The sequence below is a fragment of the Pseudomonas sp. 8O genome (genome assembly GCF_902506495.1).
In the GTDB taxonomy this organism is placed as follows: Bacteria; Pseudomonadota; Gammaproteobacteria; order Pseudomonadales; family Pseudomonadaceae; genus Aquipseudomonas; species Aquipseudomonas chaetocerotis.
The window spans coordinates 403955-419870 of record NZ_LR733265.1; the positions used below are offsets into that span (position 1 = coordinate 403955).

Here is a 15916-nt window from a genome sequence, read left to right on the forward strand (position 1 = left end):
TGTTGCTCACCTGAGTGTCGGCTACCGTGATCACTCCCCTCGCCCCTCTGGGGAGAGGGTCAGGGAGAGGGGAGAGTGGGCGACTTCGCGCTGTTTTCAGCCCTCTCCCCCGGCCCCTCTCCCATAAATGGGAGAGGGGAGCTTAAAGCCGCACCGCCTTGCCACTGCCGAGCCTGCCATGCACGATCTGCTAGCCGATTACCCGCCGCCCAACGGCGCCTACCACGAACTGCTCGACGCCAAGGGCAATGTACGCCCGCACTGGCGCCGTCTTTACGAGCAACTGGCACGCAGCCGGCCCGAGCACCTGGCGCAGCGCGAAGCCATGCTGGCGCGGCAGATCCAGGAGAACGGCGTTACCTACAACGTCTACGCCGACCCCGATGGCGCTGACCGGCCGTGGGAACTGGACCTGCTGCCCAACCTGATTCCGGCTGACGAGTGGCAGCAGATCGCTGCCGGCGTGGCGCAGCGCGCGACCCTGCTCAACCGCGTGCTGGCCGACCTCTATGGCCCGCAGAAACTGATCGCTGAAGGCCTGCTGCCCACCGAACTGGTGTTCGGCCATAACAACTTCCTCTGGCCGTGCCAGGGCATGCAGGCGCCTGGAGGCACCTGGCTGCACCTGTACGCTGTGGATCTGGCCCGGGCGCCGGACGGTCGTTGGTGGGTCACCGCCGACCGCACCCAGGCACCGTCCGGGGCCGGTTATGCGCTGGAGAACCGGCAGATCGTCTCGCGCGCCTTCCCCGAACTGTACCGCGACCTGCGCGTGCAGTACCTGGCCGGTTTCTTCCGTACCCTGCAGGACACCCTGGCGCGTCAGGCCCCAAGCGGCGGCGAAACACCGCTGGTGGTGCTGCTGACGCCGGGGCGCTTCAACGAAAGCTATTTCGAGCATCTGTATCTGGCGCGCCAGCTGGGTTATCCGCTGGTCGAAGGCAGCGACCTGACCGTGCGCGACGCCACCCTCTACCTCAAGACCCTGGCTGGCCTGCGCCGCGTACATGCGGTGCTGCGCCGCCTCGACGACGACTACTGTGACCCGCTGGAGCTGCGCACCGACTCTGCCCTCGGTGTGCCTGGCCTGCTCGAAGCCGTGCGTCGTGGTCGCGTGCTGGTGGCCAACGCCCTGGGCAGCGGCGTACTGGAATCGCCCGGCCTGCCAGGCTTTTTGCCGGCGATCAGCGAGCACCTGCTCGGCGAGGAACTCTTGCTGCCGTCTATTGCCAGTTGGTGGGGCGGTGAGCCGCCGGTGCTGGACGAGGCGCTGGAGCAGCTCGACCAGTTGCTGGTGCGCCCGGCCTTCCCCTCGCAGAGCTTCATGCCGGTGTTCGGCCGCGATCTGGACGAGGCGCAGCGCGCCAAGCTGGCCGAACGACTGCAGGCACGCCCCTATGCCTATGTCGCGCAAGCGCGGGCCAAGCTGTCGCAGGCACCAGTGTGGGATGGCAGCGGTTTGCAGCCGCGGGCCATCGGCATGCGTGTGTTCGCCGTGGCCAGTGCCGATGGCTACCGGGTGATGCCCGGGGGCCTGACCCGCGTGGCCGCCGAGGCCGATGCCGAGGTGGTGTCGATGCAGCGCGGCGGGGCGAGCAAGGACACGTGGGTGCTGGGCACGCGGCAGAGCGTCGGCGAGCCCTGGCAGACGCAACGCACCATAGGTACTGCCGACCTGGTGCGCAGCGACCCCTTCCTGCCCTCGCGCGTGGTGGAGAATCTTTACTGGTTCGGTCGTTACGCCGAACGCTGCGAGGGCAATGCGCGCCTGCTGCGCATCATGCTGGCGCGTTACGTCGATGATGATGACGACCCGCAGGCACTGCAGAGCGCGCTGGCGCTGGCGCAGGAGTTGGGCCTGCTGGCAGATCCCGAAGAGGGCGAGCTGGCGGAGCGTCTGCTGCAGGCACTGCTCGGCAGCGACTGGCCGGCCAGCCTGCGCTCCAATCTGCAGCGCTTGCAGTGGGCTGCTGGCAGCGTGCGCGGCAAGCTGTCCCAGGCCAACTGGCAGGCGCTGGTGGAGTTGCAGCGCGAGGCGCAGTTGCTGGAAGGCCAGCCGGCCGACTTCGGCGAGTTGCTGGATTTTCTCAACCGTCTGCTGATGTCGCTGGCGGCGCTGTCGGGCTTCGCTTTCGACGACATGACCCGCGACGACGGCTGGCGCTTTCTCATGCTCGGTCGCTACATCGAGCGCTTGCAGTTTCTCTGCGACAGCTTCGCTGGCTTCCTGCGCAGCGGCTCGGCCACCGACCAGTCGGCGCTGGAGTGGTTGCTGGAGCTGGGCAACAGCAGCATCACCTACCGCACCCGCTACCTGGCGTCGGCGCAGTTGATCCCGGTACTCGACCTGCTGCTGCTCGATGAGCAGAACCCGCACGCTGTGATCTTCCAGATGCGTACCCTGCTGCGCTCGCTGGAAGGTCTCAACGAGCGTTTCGAGCTGCCGGCCGAGCGCTACCTGGTCTATCTGGAACAGCAGCTCGCCGCCTTCAGTCTGGCCAGCCTGGAGAACCCATTGTTCGGCCCCGGCAGCACCCGGGCGGTGCTCGAAGGTCTGGCCGATTTGCTGGTGGCCATCAGCGAGGCTGCCGGCGCGGTATCCGATCACCTCGGGCTGCGCTTCTTCGCCCATGTCGATGTCAGCCAGCGGACGCAATCCTCATGAGCAGCGCGTCGTATCAGGTTCTTCACGAAACCCATTACCGGTACTCGGCGCCGGTTTCCCTGGCGCAACAACTGGCGCACCTGTGGCCGCGCGAATGCCCCTGGCAGCGTTGCCATGAACGGGAGCTGCGTATCGATCCCGCGCCCTGTCAGCGTCGTGACGGTCTGGACGTATTCGGCAACCCGCTGACCCGCCTGGTGTTCGAGCGCCCGCACGAGGCGCTGGTGGTCAGCGCCCGGCTGCGCGTCGAGGTGCTCACGCGTGCGCCGCTGGAACTGGACGATTCGCCGAGCTGGGAGGCTGCGTGCGCCGCGCTCAGCTACAGCGGCAAACGGATGGAACCTGCGTTGCTGGAGGCGGCGCGCTACCGCTTCGAGTCGCCTTACGTGCGTCTCAAGCAGGTGTTTGCCGACTACGCCGACGATTGCTTCACGCCGGGGCGTCCGTTGCTGCAGGCGTGCCAGGCGCTGATGCAGAAGATCTTCGATGAGTTCAGCTTCGATGCCGAAGCCACTCAAGTGGCGACGCCGCTGTTGCAGGTACTGGAGGAAAAGCGCGGGGTCTGCCAGGACTTCGCCCACCTGATGCTCGCCTGTCTGCGCTCGCGCGGCCTGGCGGCGCGTTACGTCAGCGGCTACCTGCTGACCCAGCCACCGCCCGGCCAACCACGCCTGATCGGCGCCGACGCCTCGCATGCCTGGGTGTCGCTGTATTGCCCGCGTCAGGGCTGGGTGGATTTTGATCCGACCAACAATGTGCGCCCGGCACTGGAGCACATCACCCTGGCCTGGGGCCGGGATTTCTCCGATGTGTCGCCGTTGCGTGGGGTGATCCTGGGGGGCGGCAGCCACGACCCGGACGTGCAGGTGACGGTGCTGCCGCTGGGATGAGAGTCGTGGGAGGGTGCGACAGGCGCATCTCCCACGGTTAGTAGCGGCCTCAGTCGACCAGCTTCACGCTGCCTTTCATCAGCGAGTAGTGGCCGGGGAAGGAGCAGAAGAAGCTGTAATCCTCGCCTGCCGCCAGCTTGCTGACGTCGAAGGTCACCGACGTGCTTTCGCCACCGCCGATCAGATCGGTATGGGCGATCACACGCTCGTCACCGGCCTTGATGTAGCTGGCGTCCGGGCCGGCAGGAATGCCCTCGGTGGCCACGGCGGGCATGTCGGCGGTCTTGCTCAGCACCCAGTTGTGGCCCATGGCGGTCTTGGGCAGTGAGCCTACGTGCTTGAGATTGACCGTGAAGGTCTTGCAGCTCTTGCTGACGGAGATGGCCTGGGTGTTGAAGGTCATCTGGTCGGTCGATTCGACGTCCACCGAGCATTCGGCAGCGAGTAGTGGTGTGCTGGCCAGGCCAAGCAGTGCCATCAGAGCAACGTTACGCAGCATCTTTGAAGCCTCCAGATTCTGAATTTCCGGTCAGGTCTGAAGAGATTCGCACAGCTTCCGGGACTTAAGGATGCGACTGAACGCCACGCCTGGTTATCCAGAAAAGCTGTGGATAATTCTGTGGGGAAGCTCTGCAATGCCAGTTCTAGGCCTGGTCTCGCGGGCTTTCCGGGTATCTGCTCAGCTTTTGTCCAGGCCGCCTGCTCGCCACTAAAAAATGCTTTGAAATGAATTGCTTGAGCGAGAGGTCAAGGCTCTTGCGCGTCTCTGGAAAGCCACTGGCCGGTTATCCACGAAAGATGTGGAGCAAGCTGTGGATAAGCTTGGGGAAAGCCCGCCTCGACTGCGCCCGGCAGGGGGCGCAGACGATTGATGAGAAAATGAGCGCTCCTAGTGAACCGGTTTTTTGCGTAGCGTCTGCCACAGACGTGTGGCGAGGCTGACCAGCGGTACGCTGAGCAAGCCGGCGACGATGCCCAGCAGGGCATTGAGCAGCGTTGGCACCATGGCCGAAAGCAGGTGGCCGGCATCGCGCGCGACCCATTCGGCAGCGTGATGTACGGCGCTTTCCACAGGAGGCAGGCCATGACTGAGAATGCCGCCGCCTACCATGAACATGGCCGCGGTGCCAATCACCGACAATGCCTTCATCAGCCAGGGGGCCAGGCGCAGGATGCCGCGACCACAAGCCTGGGCGAAGACGCTGGCGCGTTGGCTGAGGTAGAGCCCGGCGTCGTCCAGCTTGACGATGCCGGCCACCAGGCCATACACGCCCACGGTCATCAGCAGGGCAATGCCGCTGAGCACCAGCACCTGATTGAGGAAACTGGCGGCGGCGACGGTGCCCAAGGTGATGGCGATGATCTCGGCCGACAGCACGAAGTCGGTGCGCACCGCGCCACGGATCTTGTCGCGCTCGAATGCCACCAGATCCACCTGCGCATCGGCGATGGCCTTCAAGTGCGCCTGTTGATCGTCATCCTCTTTCTTGTGCAGCAGTTTGTGGATCAGCTTCTCGGCGCCTTCGTAGCAGAGGAACAGACCGCCGAGCATCAGCAACGGCACCACCAGCCAGGGTGCGACAGCGCTGATCAGCAATGCGGCTGGCACCAGGATCGCCTTGTTGACCAACGAACCCTTGGCCACGGCCCAGACGACCGGCAGTTCGCGGTCTGCCTTGACTCCGGTGACTTGCTGGGCATTGAGCGCGAGGTCGTCACCTAACACACCTGCGGTCTTGCGCGCGGCGATCTTGGTCATGGTGGCGACGTCATCGAGTACGCTGCTGATATCGTCGATCAGGGCGAGCAGGCTGCTTCCGGCCATGTTGCGGCTTCCGTGAGAGAGAGAAGCCGCAGAGCGTAGCATTGTGTTACATGTCTGCGTATAGGATCAGTCCGGCGAGCGATCCACCCATTTCGGCGCTGCGCTGGGGCGCCATTCGCTGAGGGCGTCGAGCAGGTTTTGCGGGCTGCTTGCGATCTGCAGCATCTCGCGATGCGGTGGGCGAACGAAGCGTTCGGCGACCAGATGATCGAGGAAGTCGCCGAGCTTGCTGTAGAAACCGTTCACTTCCAGCAGACCCAGCGGCTTGGCGTGATAGCCCAACTGGCCCCAGGTCCATACCTCGAACAGCTCTTCCAGGGTGCCGAGGCCGCCGGGCAGGGCGATGAAGGCGTCTGATAGCTCGGCCATGCGCGCCTTGCGCGCATGCATGCCGTCCACCACTTCCAGGCAAGTCAGGTTGCGATGGCCGATCTCGGCGCGCTCCAGGCTTTGCGGGATGATGCCGATCACTTCGCCACCGGCGTTCAGCGCCGCATCGGCTACCACGCCCATCAGGCCGACGGCCCCACCGCCGTAGATCAGGCGAATGCCGCGCTGGGCCAGGTGTTGGCCAAGCGCTTCGGCAGCTTCGCGATAGACGGGGTTGGCGCCAGGGCTGGCACCACAGAAGACACAGACGCTATGCACGGACATGGATGGACTCCTTGGCTGAATGGGCCAAGGGTAACTAGCCGCTTCGCTCCGACCAAGTGTCAGTGCCGCGTATCAATGCCGCAGGTGGCGCAGGCGTAGCTGGCTAGCAACTGCTTGAGTAGATCGTTGAGGTGCATGGTGCGGCTTCCTGACGCAGGGATATGTCGCTGAGGCTAGTCCCGTTGCTGGCGCCGCGCCCTTAGATTGTTTCGATGATGGCGATAGCCGCAGCGCGATCAGACCAGTTCCATCGCACTCATGCCGGCCAGACCCAACAGCACCACGCCACAGGCTGCGTAGGTCAGGCGATGCCAGAGCAGCGAAGCGGCGCGGCGAAACCAGTCCACCAGACCGGCGCAGATGAAGCACCAGAGCAGCGAAGAAACCATGAAACCGGCGAAGAACACCGCCAGGTGCGTCGGCGTTGGCTGAGCGACGCCGATGGCCGCCATCGCCCCGCCCATGGCGGCCCAGTAGACGATGTTCTGCGGGTTGGTCAGCGACAGCGCAGCGCCCGCGGCGAAGGCACTGCCGGCGGCGACCTGACCATCGTCGCTGGGTTGCGGCGGGCGATGGGCGTCGCGCAGTGACTGATAACCGAGCCAGGCCAGGTAGAGCGCGCTGGCCAGCGTCAGCGGATAGCGAATCTGTGCGCTGTCGAGCAGCAGCGCCAGGCCGGTCAGGCCCAGGGCCGCCCAGGTGGCGTCGCCTACCAGCGAACCGATCTGTACCAGCAAGGCGGGTTTGTAGCCGTCACGCAGCCCGCGGCGCAGGGTTTCGCTGAACACGGCACCCGGCGCGGCGTTGAAGACGAAGCCGAGGAGCATGGCGGCGAGGAAGAAGCTGAACATGGAGTGTCCTTACAGGGGGTAGGGAAGCCTGATGTTCATAGCAGGTGGCGTGCCAGACGCTGATAATAAAGTTTTCCACGGGGGCTGTGGGTATCTCTGTGGGTAAGCTGGTGGTGCTTGTCTGCTGGCCTCGTCGTGCGTCGTTCAGGCCGCGCTGACGAATATTTGAGCACCGGAATTTTTCCTTTGTGCACAGGGGGTTGACAATTTCAAAGGTTTTTTCCGGGCGGTTTCTGGTTGTCCACGATAGCTGTGGATAGTTTTGTTGGTAAGCGCTGTAAGCATTGCTGTAGATCTCGTGTGGCGGGGCTCTCAGCGCTTCGTTCATTTCTTGAGCAGCGACTGGTGACGGACGTTTCGATATGAAGACGGGGCGGTTTGTCCAGCGTTTTCTGGGGGCGGTGCCGGCAGGCAGCAGGTTATCCCCGGGTTTTGTTGGCAGGTCTGTGGATAAGCTGGTGGTAAAACCTTGGAACGCCTGTCAGGCCTGGCTGATGTGCACGTGGCGAGTTGCTGGCCATCATTGTGGCTGTAACGCGCTGAGTTGCGTCGGGCGGCCGAGCAGTTGCAAGGCACGATCCGGGTAATCGGTGACCAGACCGTTGGCGCCCATTTCCAGCAATCGCCGCATTTCGGGCTGCTCGTTGATCGTCCACAGCTGTACGTGCAAACCTCGCGCCTGAGCGTTACGTATCAGGCGCGGGGTGGCCAGGGTAAGGCCGCTATGCTGGGGAGGAATCTGCAGCACTGAATAGGAGGGTGACAGCAGGTCGCTCAGTCCTAGCCAGTTCAGCGCCAGCAGCAGGCGCACCGAAACCGGTCCAGCCGAGGTGGCGACCTCCGGGCAGAGCTCACGAAAGCGCTTGAGGCTGCGCTCATGAAAGCTGCCGACGATGACCCGATCGAGTTGGTCATAAGCCGCCAGCATTTCGCAGAGCACGGCTTCCATGCCGACATCGGGCACCTTGATTTCGAGCACCTTGGGGATCAATGGGAAGCGCTCGAACACCTCTTCCAGCGCGGCAATACGCGTGCCCTGGCCGCGGTAGGGATAGCTCTGACCGCCATCTGCCGTCCATTTGTAGCCGGCATCGAGCGCTTGCAGTTCGGCGAGGCTGAAGTGCGCGACCGGGCCCTGGCCATTGGTGGTGCGTTCCAGGGTTTCATCGTGGATCACCACCAGCTTGGCGTCCTGACTCAGGTGCAGGTCCATCTCCAGCATGTCGACGCCGAGGGCAGTGGCGCGTTCGAAGGCGAACAGGGTGTTCTCCGGCCACAGCCCCTTGCCACCGCGATGGGCGATCACCAGAGGGCGTTCGCCGAGGTCTACGAGAACCGCAGGCAAGCTCGCCGGACGGCTGGTCAGTGTCAGCACCAGAACGATGACGCCGATCAGCAGCAGCGGGACGAGCAGAAATCGAGTGAAGCGCAGCATGGGCGGGGTCTCGAGAGCGGTTCGGGACTTTGTGCCCCAGCGCAGGGACGTTGGCAAGTGCCACGCAAACGCCGGTAGCGCACCGCTACCGGCAGTGTCTGCGATGTAGGCGGCAACATCGGTGCGCATGGCGCACCCTACGGGACGGGGTGGGGTGCGCCGCGCGCACCGCGGGCACCCACGATGGGTGGCCTGTCCCTCAGGAGCTATCGGCGCTTAGCCGGCCAACAGCCAGGCACCGGTGACTGCCGACGCAGCGCCAGCGATGCGTACCAGCGGTGCAGCCGCTTGAGGCAGAAAGCGCACCAGGGCGAAACCGATGGCGTGCAGCGCAGCGGTAGCGACGATGAAACCGATGGCATAACCGAAGGGGCTGGCCAGATCCGGTAGCTCCAGACCGTGGGCGACGCCGTGGGTAAGGGCGAAGATAGCGGTCAGGGCAACGGATACCACCATCGGCAGACGAGCAGCCACGGCCACCAGCAGACCGAAGGCCAGCACCGAACCGGCAATTCCGGTTTCCATCAGCGGGATTTCCACGCCGGCGAAGCCGAGAAGGCCGCCGACCAGCATGGTGCCGACGAAGGTCACAGGCAGCGCCCAGCGCGCCGCGCCACTCTGCTGCGCAGCCCACAGGCCGACGGCGAACATCGCCAGCAGGTGATCCAGGCCGAACACCGGATGGGCCAGGCCGGCCATGATCCCGGAGTCGCCATGCCCAGGGTGGGCGAAGGCCAGCGCCGGGGTGCAGAACAGGGCGATGGCGTAGAGGGTTTTGCGCAGATTCATGAGTATCTCCTTGAATGGGGAATCAGGCCGCGGTGAGCATGCCCTGGCGTTCGATGAAGGCAATGATCTCGTCGAGACCCTGGCCGATTTTCTGGTTGCTGAAGACAAAGGGCTTGTCGCCGCGCATCTTCAGGGTGTCGCGCTCCATCACCTCCAGGGAGGCGCCGACCATGGGCGCGAGATCGACCTTGTTGATCACCAGCAGGTCGGACTTGCAGATTCCGGGGCCGCCCTTGCGTGGCAGTTTGTCGCCGGCGGATACGTCGATCACGTAAAGGGTCAGGTCCGATAGCTCGGGGCTGAAGGTGGCCGACAGGTTGTCACCACCGGATTCGACGATGATCAGGTCCAGGCCGGGGAAGCGGCGGTTGAGCTGCTCCACGGCTTCCAGGTTGATCGAGGCGTCCTCGCGAATGGCGGTATGCGGGCAGCCGCCGGTTTCCACGCCGATGATGCGTTCGGGCTCCAGGGCCTCGTTGCGCACCAGGAACTGGGCGTCTTCCTGGGTGTAGATGTCGTTGGTGACCACGGCGATGTTGTAGCGCTCGCGCAGGGCGCGGCACAGGGCAAGGGTCAGGGCGGTCTTGCCGGAACCGACCGGGCCGCCGATGCCGACACGCAGGGGTTGGCTGTTCATTTCTGGATTCCTCGTCAAGAGCGGAAGAGACGCGAGTACTGGCGCTCGTGCGCCATGCTCGCCAGGGTCAGGCCGAAGGCGGCGCTGCCCCAGTGTTCAGGGGGAAGGTTGGCGGCTTGCTGCTGGGCGGCCTCGAGCGTTGGCAGCAGGCGGCTGGTCAGGCGCTGGGCGGCCTGTTGGCCCAGCGGCAGCACCTTCATCAATACGGCCAGCTGATTTTCCAGCCAGCCCCAGAGCCAGGCGGCCAAGGCATCGTCCGGGCTGATCTGCCAGGCGCGTGCGGCCAGCGCCCAAGCCAGGGCCAGGCCGGGTTCGTCCTGGGCTGCAAGTGCTTCGCGCGCCGCCTCGTCCAGCTCGGGCAGGCCTTCGAGCAGTTGCCGCAGCGAATAACCCATCTGCCGGCTCTCCAAGGCCAGCTCGCGGGTTTCACGACTGGCGCGGTGCTGTTCGGCCAGCGCCTGCAGGTGCGGCCAGTCACCCTCATGCGCAGCGCGACAGTGAGCCAGCAGCAATGGTGCTTCGAAGCGGGCGAGGTTGAGCGTCAGTTGATCGGCCAGCCAGCGTTCGGCGTTTTCGGCATCCTTGACCAGGCCACTGTCGATAGCCCATTCCAGGCCCTGCGAATAGCTGTAGCCGCCGATGGGTAGTTGTGGGCTGGCCAGGCGCAGAAGAGCCCAGGCGGGTTTCACGGTTTTGCCCTGGTGCGCGTGGCGCGCCCTACTTGGCTCGATGGGTTCGGCGTCATTTGCGTACACCGAATTGGTGCAGGCGCGGGCCGTAGTTGAATTCCTCGTCGCCGTGATGGGAGTGATGATGACCGCCGCCATAGGCGCCTTGCTCGGGCTGATAGGGCGCTTCGATGGCTTCGACCGTGGCGCCGAGCTGTTCGAGCATGGCCTTGAGCACGTAGTCGTCAGGCAGGCGCAGCCAGTCCTCGCCCAGTTGCAGGGCGACATGGCGGTTGCCCAGGTGGTAGGCGGCACGCATCAACTCGAACGGGCTGGCGCAGGTGACATGCAGCAGCGGCTCGGCCTTGGCCCGGATGCGCACGATACGTCCGTCCCTGGCCTGCAGGCATTCGCCGTCGGCCAGTGCTGGCTGGCCTCGCTCGAGAAACAGGCCGACCTCCTCACCGCTGGTGGTGAAACAGCGCAGGCGGCTTTTGCTGCGCGCTTCGAAGGTCAGTTCCAGTTCAGCGTCGCAGGTACTCTGCGCTGCGATTCGGGCGTGGATCACCAGCATGTGTGTTTATTCCAGGGCAATGTGCCCGGAAATAGTGCAAGTGGCTTGCCAAGGCTGGAGAGTGGCGCAAGGCGGCGCATTTCTGCGTGCTGTGGATAACTTGGCGAAGCAGTCAGGATTTATTTGGTGCGTTTTTTCTGTGTGCGCACGGTTGTGGTGCGTGCTACTCGGAGGGCTTGCCCAGGCCCAGCCAGTGCTTGCCACCGACCATGATGAAGCGCAGTTGCTGGATGACCTTGGCCTCTGCCGTGAGGTGCGCCGGCAAGGTTTCGGCGGGCGGATCGATCAGTTCGGGCAAGGTGGCGAATACCGTCTTCACCACCAGATCCGACACCACGTCGAGCGCTGCATCGTCGAGGTGCGGCATCCGGTTCATCAGCTTGAGATCGGCGGCCAGGTCGCTGGTGATGCGTTCGCGCAGGGCCGCAACGGCCTGGCGCACAGGTTGCGAGCCGCCGTACTGCTCGCGGGCGAGGAACAGGAACTGAGCGCGATTGGCGGCCACTTCGGCGAGGAAGATACGCACCGAGGCGTCGATCATGCCGCGCATTTCGAACTCATGGCGGCGCACCTGGCGGATCGCCGCACGGAAGGTTTCGCCCACCTCTGCCACCAGCGCCAGGCCCAGTTCGTCCATGTCGGCGAAGTGGCGATAGAAACCGGTAGGCACGATACCGGCGACGCGCGTCACCTCGCGCAGGCTCAGGCTGCCAAAGCCGCGCCCGCTCTCCATGAGGGTGAGGGCGGCGTCCATCAGGGACTGGCGAGTCTGCTGCTTCTGTTCGGCGCGTGGCGTCATGCGAAATCGGATCATTGAGCGATGCCGCACTCTAGCAAATGCGCGGCGCCAGCGTCGAACCGTGCGAAGGTGTTTCGGTGAACGACTGTTGACTGAAATGCAGGCTATCTGTCAGCCTTGTGAACAAGTGTTCACTGGGTTTTTCTGATGGCTCTGCTTTCCCTGTCATTGGCGCGGCATGCTGCGGGAGGTCTGCAACCGCTGCGCCGGCTCTGTGCGGCCGGCTGGCTGCGCGAGGCGGATATCGATCTGTGTTTGCGCTCGCTGCATCCGGCGCTGCGTCTCAACCGCGTATTCGCCAGGGTCGAGGCGCGGCGTTGGGTGGCCGACGACATGCTGGCACTGCAACTGCGCTGCAATGGCAATGCGCGGGACTGGCGGGCCGGGCAGCATGTCCAGGTTTATCTGGAGCAGGACGGCGTGCGCCACGGACGTAGTTACAGCCTCACTTCGGTGGCAGCCGACGGGCGTATCGAGCTTGCGATCAAGCGCCAGCCGGGCGGGCGCCTGTCCAATCTGCTGCTCGATCATCTGGAGGTGGGTAAGGTGATCGAGCTGGGTCAGGCATTTGGCGAGTTCGTTTGGCCGCAGGAGCAGGACGCCGTGTTGCTGCTGGCGGCTGGCAGTGGCATCACCCCGTTGTTCGGTTTATTGCGTGATGCACTGGCGCGTGGCTTTTCTGCGCCGGTGACGCTGCTACATCAGGTCCGTCGTCACGGCCAGCAGGCCTTTGCCGAGGACCTGCAGGCGCTGGCTGCGCGCTACACCAACTTCCAGGTGCGCTGGGCCTTCAGTGCCGAGGCTGGTGGCCGGCTGACGGCCGATCACATTGCTGCCCTGCCTGCCGAACACCTGCTGGTATGCGGTCCGCGCGGTTTCGTCGACACGGCGTGCGGCTGGTGGCGCGATGCCGGGCGCGGCACCAGCCTGCAGTCGGAAAGTTTCAGCCCGTTGCCGGTACTGACCGAGGCGCAGACACCTGAGGTGCTCCTGAGCTTTGCCCGCAGCCGCCAGCAGGCACTGGGTAACGGCAACGCCAGCCTGCTGGAGCAGGCCGAAGCCAATGGTTTGCGTCCAGCCCATGGCTGTCGCCAGGGCATCTGCGCCAGCTGCACCTGTTTGTTGCTGGCCGGCACGGTGCGTGATCTGCGTAGCGGTGAGCTGTTCGCCGAACCCAATCAACCCATACGCCCATGTGTCAGTGCCCCGCATGGGGATGTGGAGGTGGATCTGTGACGGTTCGTCTTGATCGCGAGTTGAACCCCGCTGAGCTCGAAGCTTTCGGCCAGGAGCTGGATGCTCTGCGCCAGCGCACCCTGGCCGATCTGGGCGAGGCCGATGCGCGCTACATTCGCCGTGTGCGTGGCGTGGTGCGCCTGTGCTGCTGGAGTGGTCGTGCGCTGCTGATGTTCGGTTGGTTCCTGCCGACCTGGCTACTCGGCACCTTCTTGCTGGGGCTGGGCAAGATCCTCGAGAACATGGAGCTGGGCCACAACGTGATGCACGGCCAGTACGACTGGATGAACGATCCGGAATTCGCTGGCCGCCAGTACGAGTGGGACATCGTCGGCCCCGCCGATTTCTGGCGGCACACCCATAACCACGTGCATCACACCTACACCAACGTGCTGGGCATGGACGATGACGTCGGCTATGGCGTGGTGCGCCTGTTCCCCGAGCAGCGCTGGAAACCGTTCTATCGTTGGCAGCCGCTGTGGGTGACGATCCAGGCGCTGCTGTTCCAGTACGCAGTGGCGATTCAGCACCTGCGCCTGGACAAACTGGTGAAAGGCCGCATCAGCAAGGAGGAGGTGCGGCCGCTGGCACGTCAGTTCGGTGCCAAGCTGGCGCGGCAGTGGGGCAAGGACTATCTGCTGTTTCCGCTGCTGGCCCTGCTGCTCGGCGCCAATGCACTGGCCGTACTGAGCGGCAACCTGGTGGCCAACCTGCTGCGCAACCTGTGGACTTTTCTGGTGATCTTTTGCGGCCATTTCACCGAGAAGGCGGCGGTGTTTGCACCCGAGGTTCTGCAGAGGGAGACGCGTGGGCACTGGTACCTGCGCCAACTGCGCGGTTCGAGCAACCTCTCCGGTGGGCCGCTGCTGCATATTCTGACCGGCAACCTCAGCCATCAGATCGAGCATCACCTGTTCCCCGACCTGCCCGCGCGGCGCTATGCCGAACTGGCGCGTGAGGTGCGCCTGATTGCCGAGCGCTACGGCCAGCATTACAACTGCGGCACCTTGTGGGGGCAATTTTCCACCGTGCTGCGGCGCATCTGGGTCTACCGGCTGCCGATGCCGCCGACCGGGTAGGTGCGTGATGTAAGCAGTTATTATGTGGTGTGCAGGGCTGTAACTGTTGATCCTTGATACGGGAGCGCAAGCCTCTCTGGCGTTTCAGTAGTTCCTGCGCGAATGCTAAGGAAGGCTCCAAACTTCCCAGAGGCGCGGTGGTGAATAAGCCCTCCCATATCGTCGCTTGATGTGTGTTTGAAAAAGTGAAATGCCCAGCGAAGGGCATTTCACGTGTTGGCGTTACGAGGGTATTTGTTTTGGATACAGAATGATTGCTGCTTTGGCCCGTACAATAGAGTTTCCAGCGTCGTTTGTAATGCTGCCCGCCATGCTGTAGACGGTTCCTTGCAAACTTTCTTTCCATTGTTTTTCTTCTACTTGCCACCTCATTAAATATCTAGTGTCAGGAAGGACGGGGGCGGTGAATTTAACATCCATGTGAGCCCCTAACATGGGGCCATATGCGATGAAGTCAGTTGGAAGCAGGGCAGAGAAAAGCGCGGTAATGTGGCTTCCGCTTGCAATCAGCCCGCCAAGGCGCACAGTGTCTGGGTGATTGTTATCCACATGCAACGGATTGAGATCACCGATAAAACGGGCGCCTTCTACGATCTCTGCTTTAGAAAGTAAGAAGTGTTTACGGACCTCATATCCAATTTCTGGGATTTTTGTCTTGGTTGTGGTGGTGTTCATGATGGCCTCAGGTAGTCATAATGTCATTAATGCCATTGTGGGTCATCAGGCTGGGGGTTGAGTTTCTGAAGTCGTGTGCCCAAACAAATTGATGCCAATAGCTTTCTGCGATCTCAATCCAAGTCTTCAATAGGTTCGCATCCCGGACAAATTGCTTTTGGTTTATCATGATCCAGCTCATGACTGCCTGGCTATCTCGGCAGTCTTCACAATGGCCTGAGGTGCAGCACAGATTGATTGTTTCCAGGTCAGCTGCATAGGCATTGAATCCTGGTAGAACGGGGTTGCCATTTGAAATCCGAGCGGCATTGTCGGGGTGGTCAACGCTTAGGCTGGGGCAGACATCATATCCAAGCTCGCCCCAATGACTTTTGCCGGTCACCATGGCTTTAATGTAGTAAGGGTGTGAGCAAAGTGTTGATGGATAGAGGCTCCGTACTCTGAGTATCTCGTTCATCAAGCGGCTTGAATGGAGCGTGCGAAGAGGATGGTCAGTGCCATACTTGCTGTAAAAATTTACAGATACAGTATTTCCATTGTCGGCGATTCGTTGCACGGTCTCTTCTATATATTGTATTCCGCCCTCGGTTACAGCAAAGATAAAGTGCGCGCGTGGGTCATGTCGATAGTTGTCAAGGGATGTTTGAAATATATCCGAAAATCTCTTCCCGCTGGGTCTTATTGCTCGGAGCTCATCGTCCAGAGGACCACCGCCAAAAAGTGAAATAAGGACCGAAAAATCTGGAAAGTCGGTGAGTGAAAGTGGCTTGAGTCCGTTCGTTGAAATGCTGTTGAACTGCATGACCTCCCCGAAAACGCCAAGGCGCTTTGGGTGCAGTGTTGGCTCACCACCAATAATCAAAGATGTGTTAATGCCTCGGTCTCTTTCGGTTCGGAGAAATGTACGAAGCTTTTCTAGATCGTTCACGTCCTTGGTTTGCTTTTCAAAACCGTACTCAAAAAACCAGCATCCCTTGCAGCGTATATTGCATGCGTTGGTTATTAGGTACTCTGAAACGCGCACCTTGGTGCTTATCTCTTTGATCCTCTGGTAACGAAAAAAATAATCCTCATTCCCGTTAAGCCGCTTTAAGATAGGGCTTGTGATTTTTCTGGCTTCTTTTTTCATTGTTATGCGC

Annotated in this window: 16 protein-coding genes; 4 read left to right on the forward strand and 12 right to left on the reverse strand. The window is 62.6% G+C overall.

Going from position 1 to position 15916, the window contains the following annotated elements:
* Positions 1–178 precede the first annotated feature (178 nt).
* Positions 179–2665: a circularly permuted type 2 ATP-grasp protein gene (locus tag GV002_RS15390; protein ID WP_160019238.1), complete on the forward strand. Its 2487-nt coding sequence runs from the start codon at positions 179–181 to the stop codon at positions 2663–2665.
* Complete coding sequence (locus tag GV002_RS15395; RefSeq protein ID WP_160019239.1) at positions 2662–3555, forward strand: transglutaminase family protein; 894 nt, start codon at positions 2662–2664, stop codon at positions 3553–3555. The genes GV002_RS15390 and GV002_RS15395 overlap by 4 nt, the downstream gene beginning before the upstream one ends.
* 49 nt (positions 3556–3604) lie before the next feature.
* Here GV002_RS15395 and azu read toward each other — a convergent pair whose 3' ends face one another.
* The 10 genes from azu to fabR form a co-directional block, all read right to left on the reverse strand.
* The gene (gene azu, locus GV002_RS15400) at positions 3605–4054 is read right to left on the reverse strand and encodes an azurin (protein WP_160019240.1); all 450 of its coding nucleotides are present in this window, start codon (positions 4052–4054) and stop codon (positions 3605–3607) included.
* A 390-nt stretch (positions 4055–4444) separates the two neighbouring features.
* On the reverse strand, positions 4445–5380 hold the full coding sequence (locus GV002_RS15405) for a DUF808 domain-containing protein (protein WP_160019241.1): 936 nt from the start codon (positions 5378–5380) through the stop codon (positions 4445–4447).
* A gap of 66 nt (positions 5381–5446) precedes the next feature.
* A complete protein-coding gene (locus tag GV002_RS15410) occupies positions 5447–6034 on the reverse strand; it encodes a TIGR00730 family Rossman fold protein (protein WP_160019242.1) in 588 nt (195 codons plus the stop codon).
* A 236-nt stretch (positions 6035–6270) separates the two neighbouring features.
* Positions 6271–6885, reverse strand: coding sequence for a LysE family transporter (locus tag GV002_RS15415; RefSeq protein WP_160019243.1), 615 nt, complete (start codon positions 6883–6885; stop codon positions 6271–6273).
* Positions 6886–7405: 520 nt separating this feature from the next.
* The gene (locus tag GV002_RS15420; RefSeq protein ID WP_160019244.1) at positions 7406–8320 is read right to left on the reverse strand and encodes a glycerophosphodiester phosphodiesterase; all 915 of its coding nucleotides are present in this window, start codon (positions 8318–8320) and stop codon (positions 7406–7408) included.
* 216 nt (positions 8321–8536) lie between these two features.
* Complete coding sequence (locus GV002_RS15425; RefSeq protein WP_160019245.1) at positions 8537–9109, reverse strand: HupE/UreJ family protein; 573 nt, start codon at positions 9107–9109, stop codon at positions 8537–8539.
* 22 nt (positions 9110–9131) lie between these two features.
* Positions 9132–9746, reverse strand: coding sequence for an urease accessory protein UreG (ureG, locus tag GV002_RS15430; RefSeq protein WP_003246865.1), 615 nt, complete (start codon positions 9744–9746; stop codon positions 9132–9134).
* 14 nt (positions 9747–9760) lie between these two features.
* Positions 9761–10435, reverse strand: coding sequence for an urease accessory protein UreF (locus tag GV002_RS15435; RefSeq protein WP_160019246.1), 675 nt, complete (start codon positions 10433–10435; stop codon positions 9761–9763).
* Between the two features lie 52 nt (positions 10436–10487).
* Positions 10488–10988, reverse strand: coding sequence for an urease accessory protein UreE (gene ureE, locus GV002_RS15440; protein ID WP_160019247.1), 501 nt, complete (start codon positions 10986–10988; stop codon positions 10488–10490).
* Between the two features lie 163 nt (positions 10989–11151).
* A complete protein-coding gene (gene fabR / locus GV002_RS15445; RefSeq protein ID WP_072423248.1) occupies positions 11152–11787 on the reverse strand; it encodes an HTH-type transcriptional repressor FabR in 636 nt (211 codons plus the stop codon).
* 147 nt (positions 11788–11934) lie between these two features.
* On the opposite strand from fabR, the gene GV002_RS15450 reads away from it, so the two are divergent.
* A complete protein-coding gene (locus GV002_RS15450; protein ID WP_160019248.1) occupies positions 11935–13023 on the forward strand; it encodes a ferredoxin reductase in 1089 nt (362 codons plus the stop codon).
* Positions 12981–14102, forward strand: a complete 1122-nt coding sequence (locus GV002_RS15455; RefSeq protein ID WP_178094705.1) for a fatty acid desaturase family protein — start codon at positions 12981–12983, stop codon at positions 14100–14102. Before GV002_RS15450 ends, GV002_RS15455 begins: the two co-directional genes overlap by 43 nt.
* 222 nt (positions 14103–14324) lie before the next feature.
* On the opposite strand, the gene GV002_RS15460 is transcribed toward GV002_RS15455, so the two are convergent.
* Both GV002_RS15460 and GV002_RS15465 read right to left on the reverse strand, forming a co-directional pair.
* The gene (locus GV002_RS15460) at positions 14325–14777 is read right to left on the reverse strand and encodes a MaoC family dehydratase (protein ID WP_160019250.1); all 453 of its coding nucleotides are present in this window, start codon (positions 14775–14777) and stop codon (positions 14325–14327) included.
* 7 nt (positions 14778–14784) lie between these two features.
* A complete protein-coding gene (locus GV002_RS15465) occupies positions 14785–15906 on the reverse strand; it encodes a radical SAM protein (RefSeq protein ID WP_160019251.1) in 1122 nt (373 codons plus the stop codon).
* Positions 15907–15916: the final 10 nt, after the last annotated feature.

Coding starts and splice junctions, on each gene's coding strand:
- GV002_RS15390 (WP_160019238.1), top strand. CDS start 179: ATGCACGATCTGCTAGCCGATTACCCGCCGCCCAACGGCGCCTACCAC.
- GV002_RS15395 (WP_160019239.1), top strand. CDS start 2,662: ATGAGCAGCGCGTCGTATCAGGTTCTTCACGAAACCCATTACCGGTAC.
- azu (WP_160019240.1), bottom strand. CDS start 4,054: ATGCTGCGTAACGTTGCTCTGATGGCACTGCTTGGCCTGGCCAGCACA.
- GV002_RS15405 (WP_160019241.1), bottom strand. CDS start 5,380: ATGGCCGGAAGCAGCCTGCTCGCCCTGATCGACGATATCAGCAGCGTA.
- GV002_RS15410 (WP_160019242.1), bottom strand. CDS start 6,034: ATGTCCGTGCATAGCGTCTGTGTCTTCTGTGGTGCCAGCCCTGGCGCC.
- GV002_RS15415 (WP_160019243.1), bottom strand. CDS start 6,885: ATGTTCAGCTTCTTCCTCGCCGCCATGCTCCTCGGCTTCGTCTTCAAC.
- GV002_RS15420 (WP_160019244.1), bottom strand. CDS start 8,320: ATGCTGCGCTTCACTCGATTTCTGCTCGTCCCGCTGCTGCTGATCGGC.
- GV002_RS15425 (WP_160019245.1), bottom strand. CDS start 9,109: ATGAATCTGCGCAAAACCCTCTACGCCATCGCCCTGTTCTGCACCCCG.
- ureG (WP_003246865.1), bottom strand. CDS start 9,746: ATGAACAGCCAACCCCTGCGTGTCGGCATCGGCGGCCCGGTCGGTTCC.
- ureE (WP_160019247.1), bottom strand. CDS start 10,988: ATGCTGGTGATCCACGCCCGAATCGCAGCGCAGAGTACCTGCGACGCT.
- fabR (WP_072423248.1), bottom strand. CDS start 11,787: ATGACGCCACGCGCCGAACAGAAGCAGCAGACTCGCCAGTCCCTGATG.
- GV002_RS15450 (WP_160019248.1), top strand. CDS start 11,935: ATGGCTCTGCTTTCCCTGTCATTGGCGCGGCATGCTGCGGGAGGTCTG.
- GV002_RS15455 (WP_178094705.1), top strand. CDS start 12,981: ATGTGTCAGTGCCCCGCATGGGGATGTGGAGGTGGATCTGTGACGGTT.
- GV002_RS15460 (WP_160019250.1), bottom strand. CDS start 14,777: ATGAACACCACCACAACCAAGACAAAAATCCCAGAAATTGGATATGAG.
- GV002_RS15465 (WP_160019251.1), bottom strand. CDS start 15,906: ATGAAAAAAGAAGCCAGAAAAATCACAAGCCCTATCTTAAAGCGGCTT.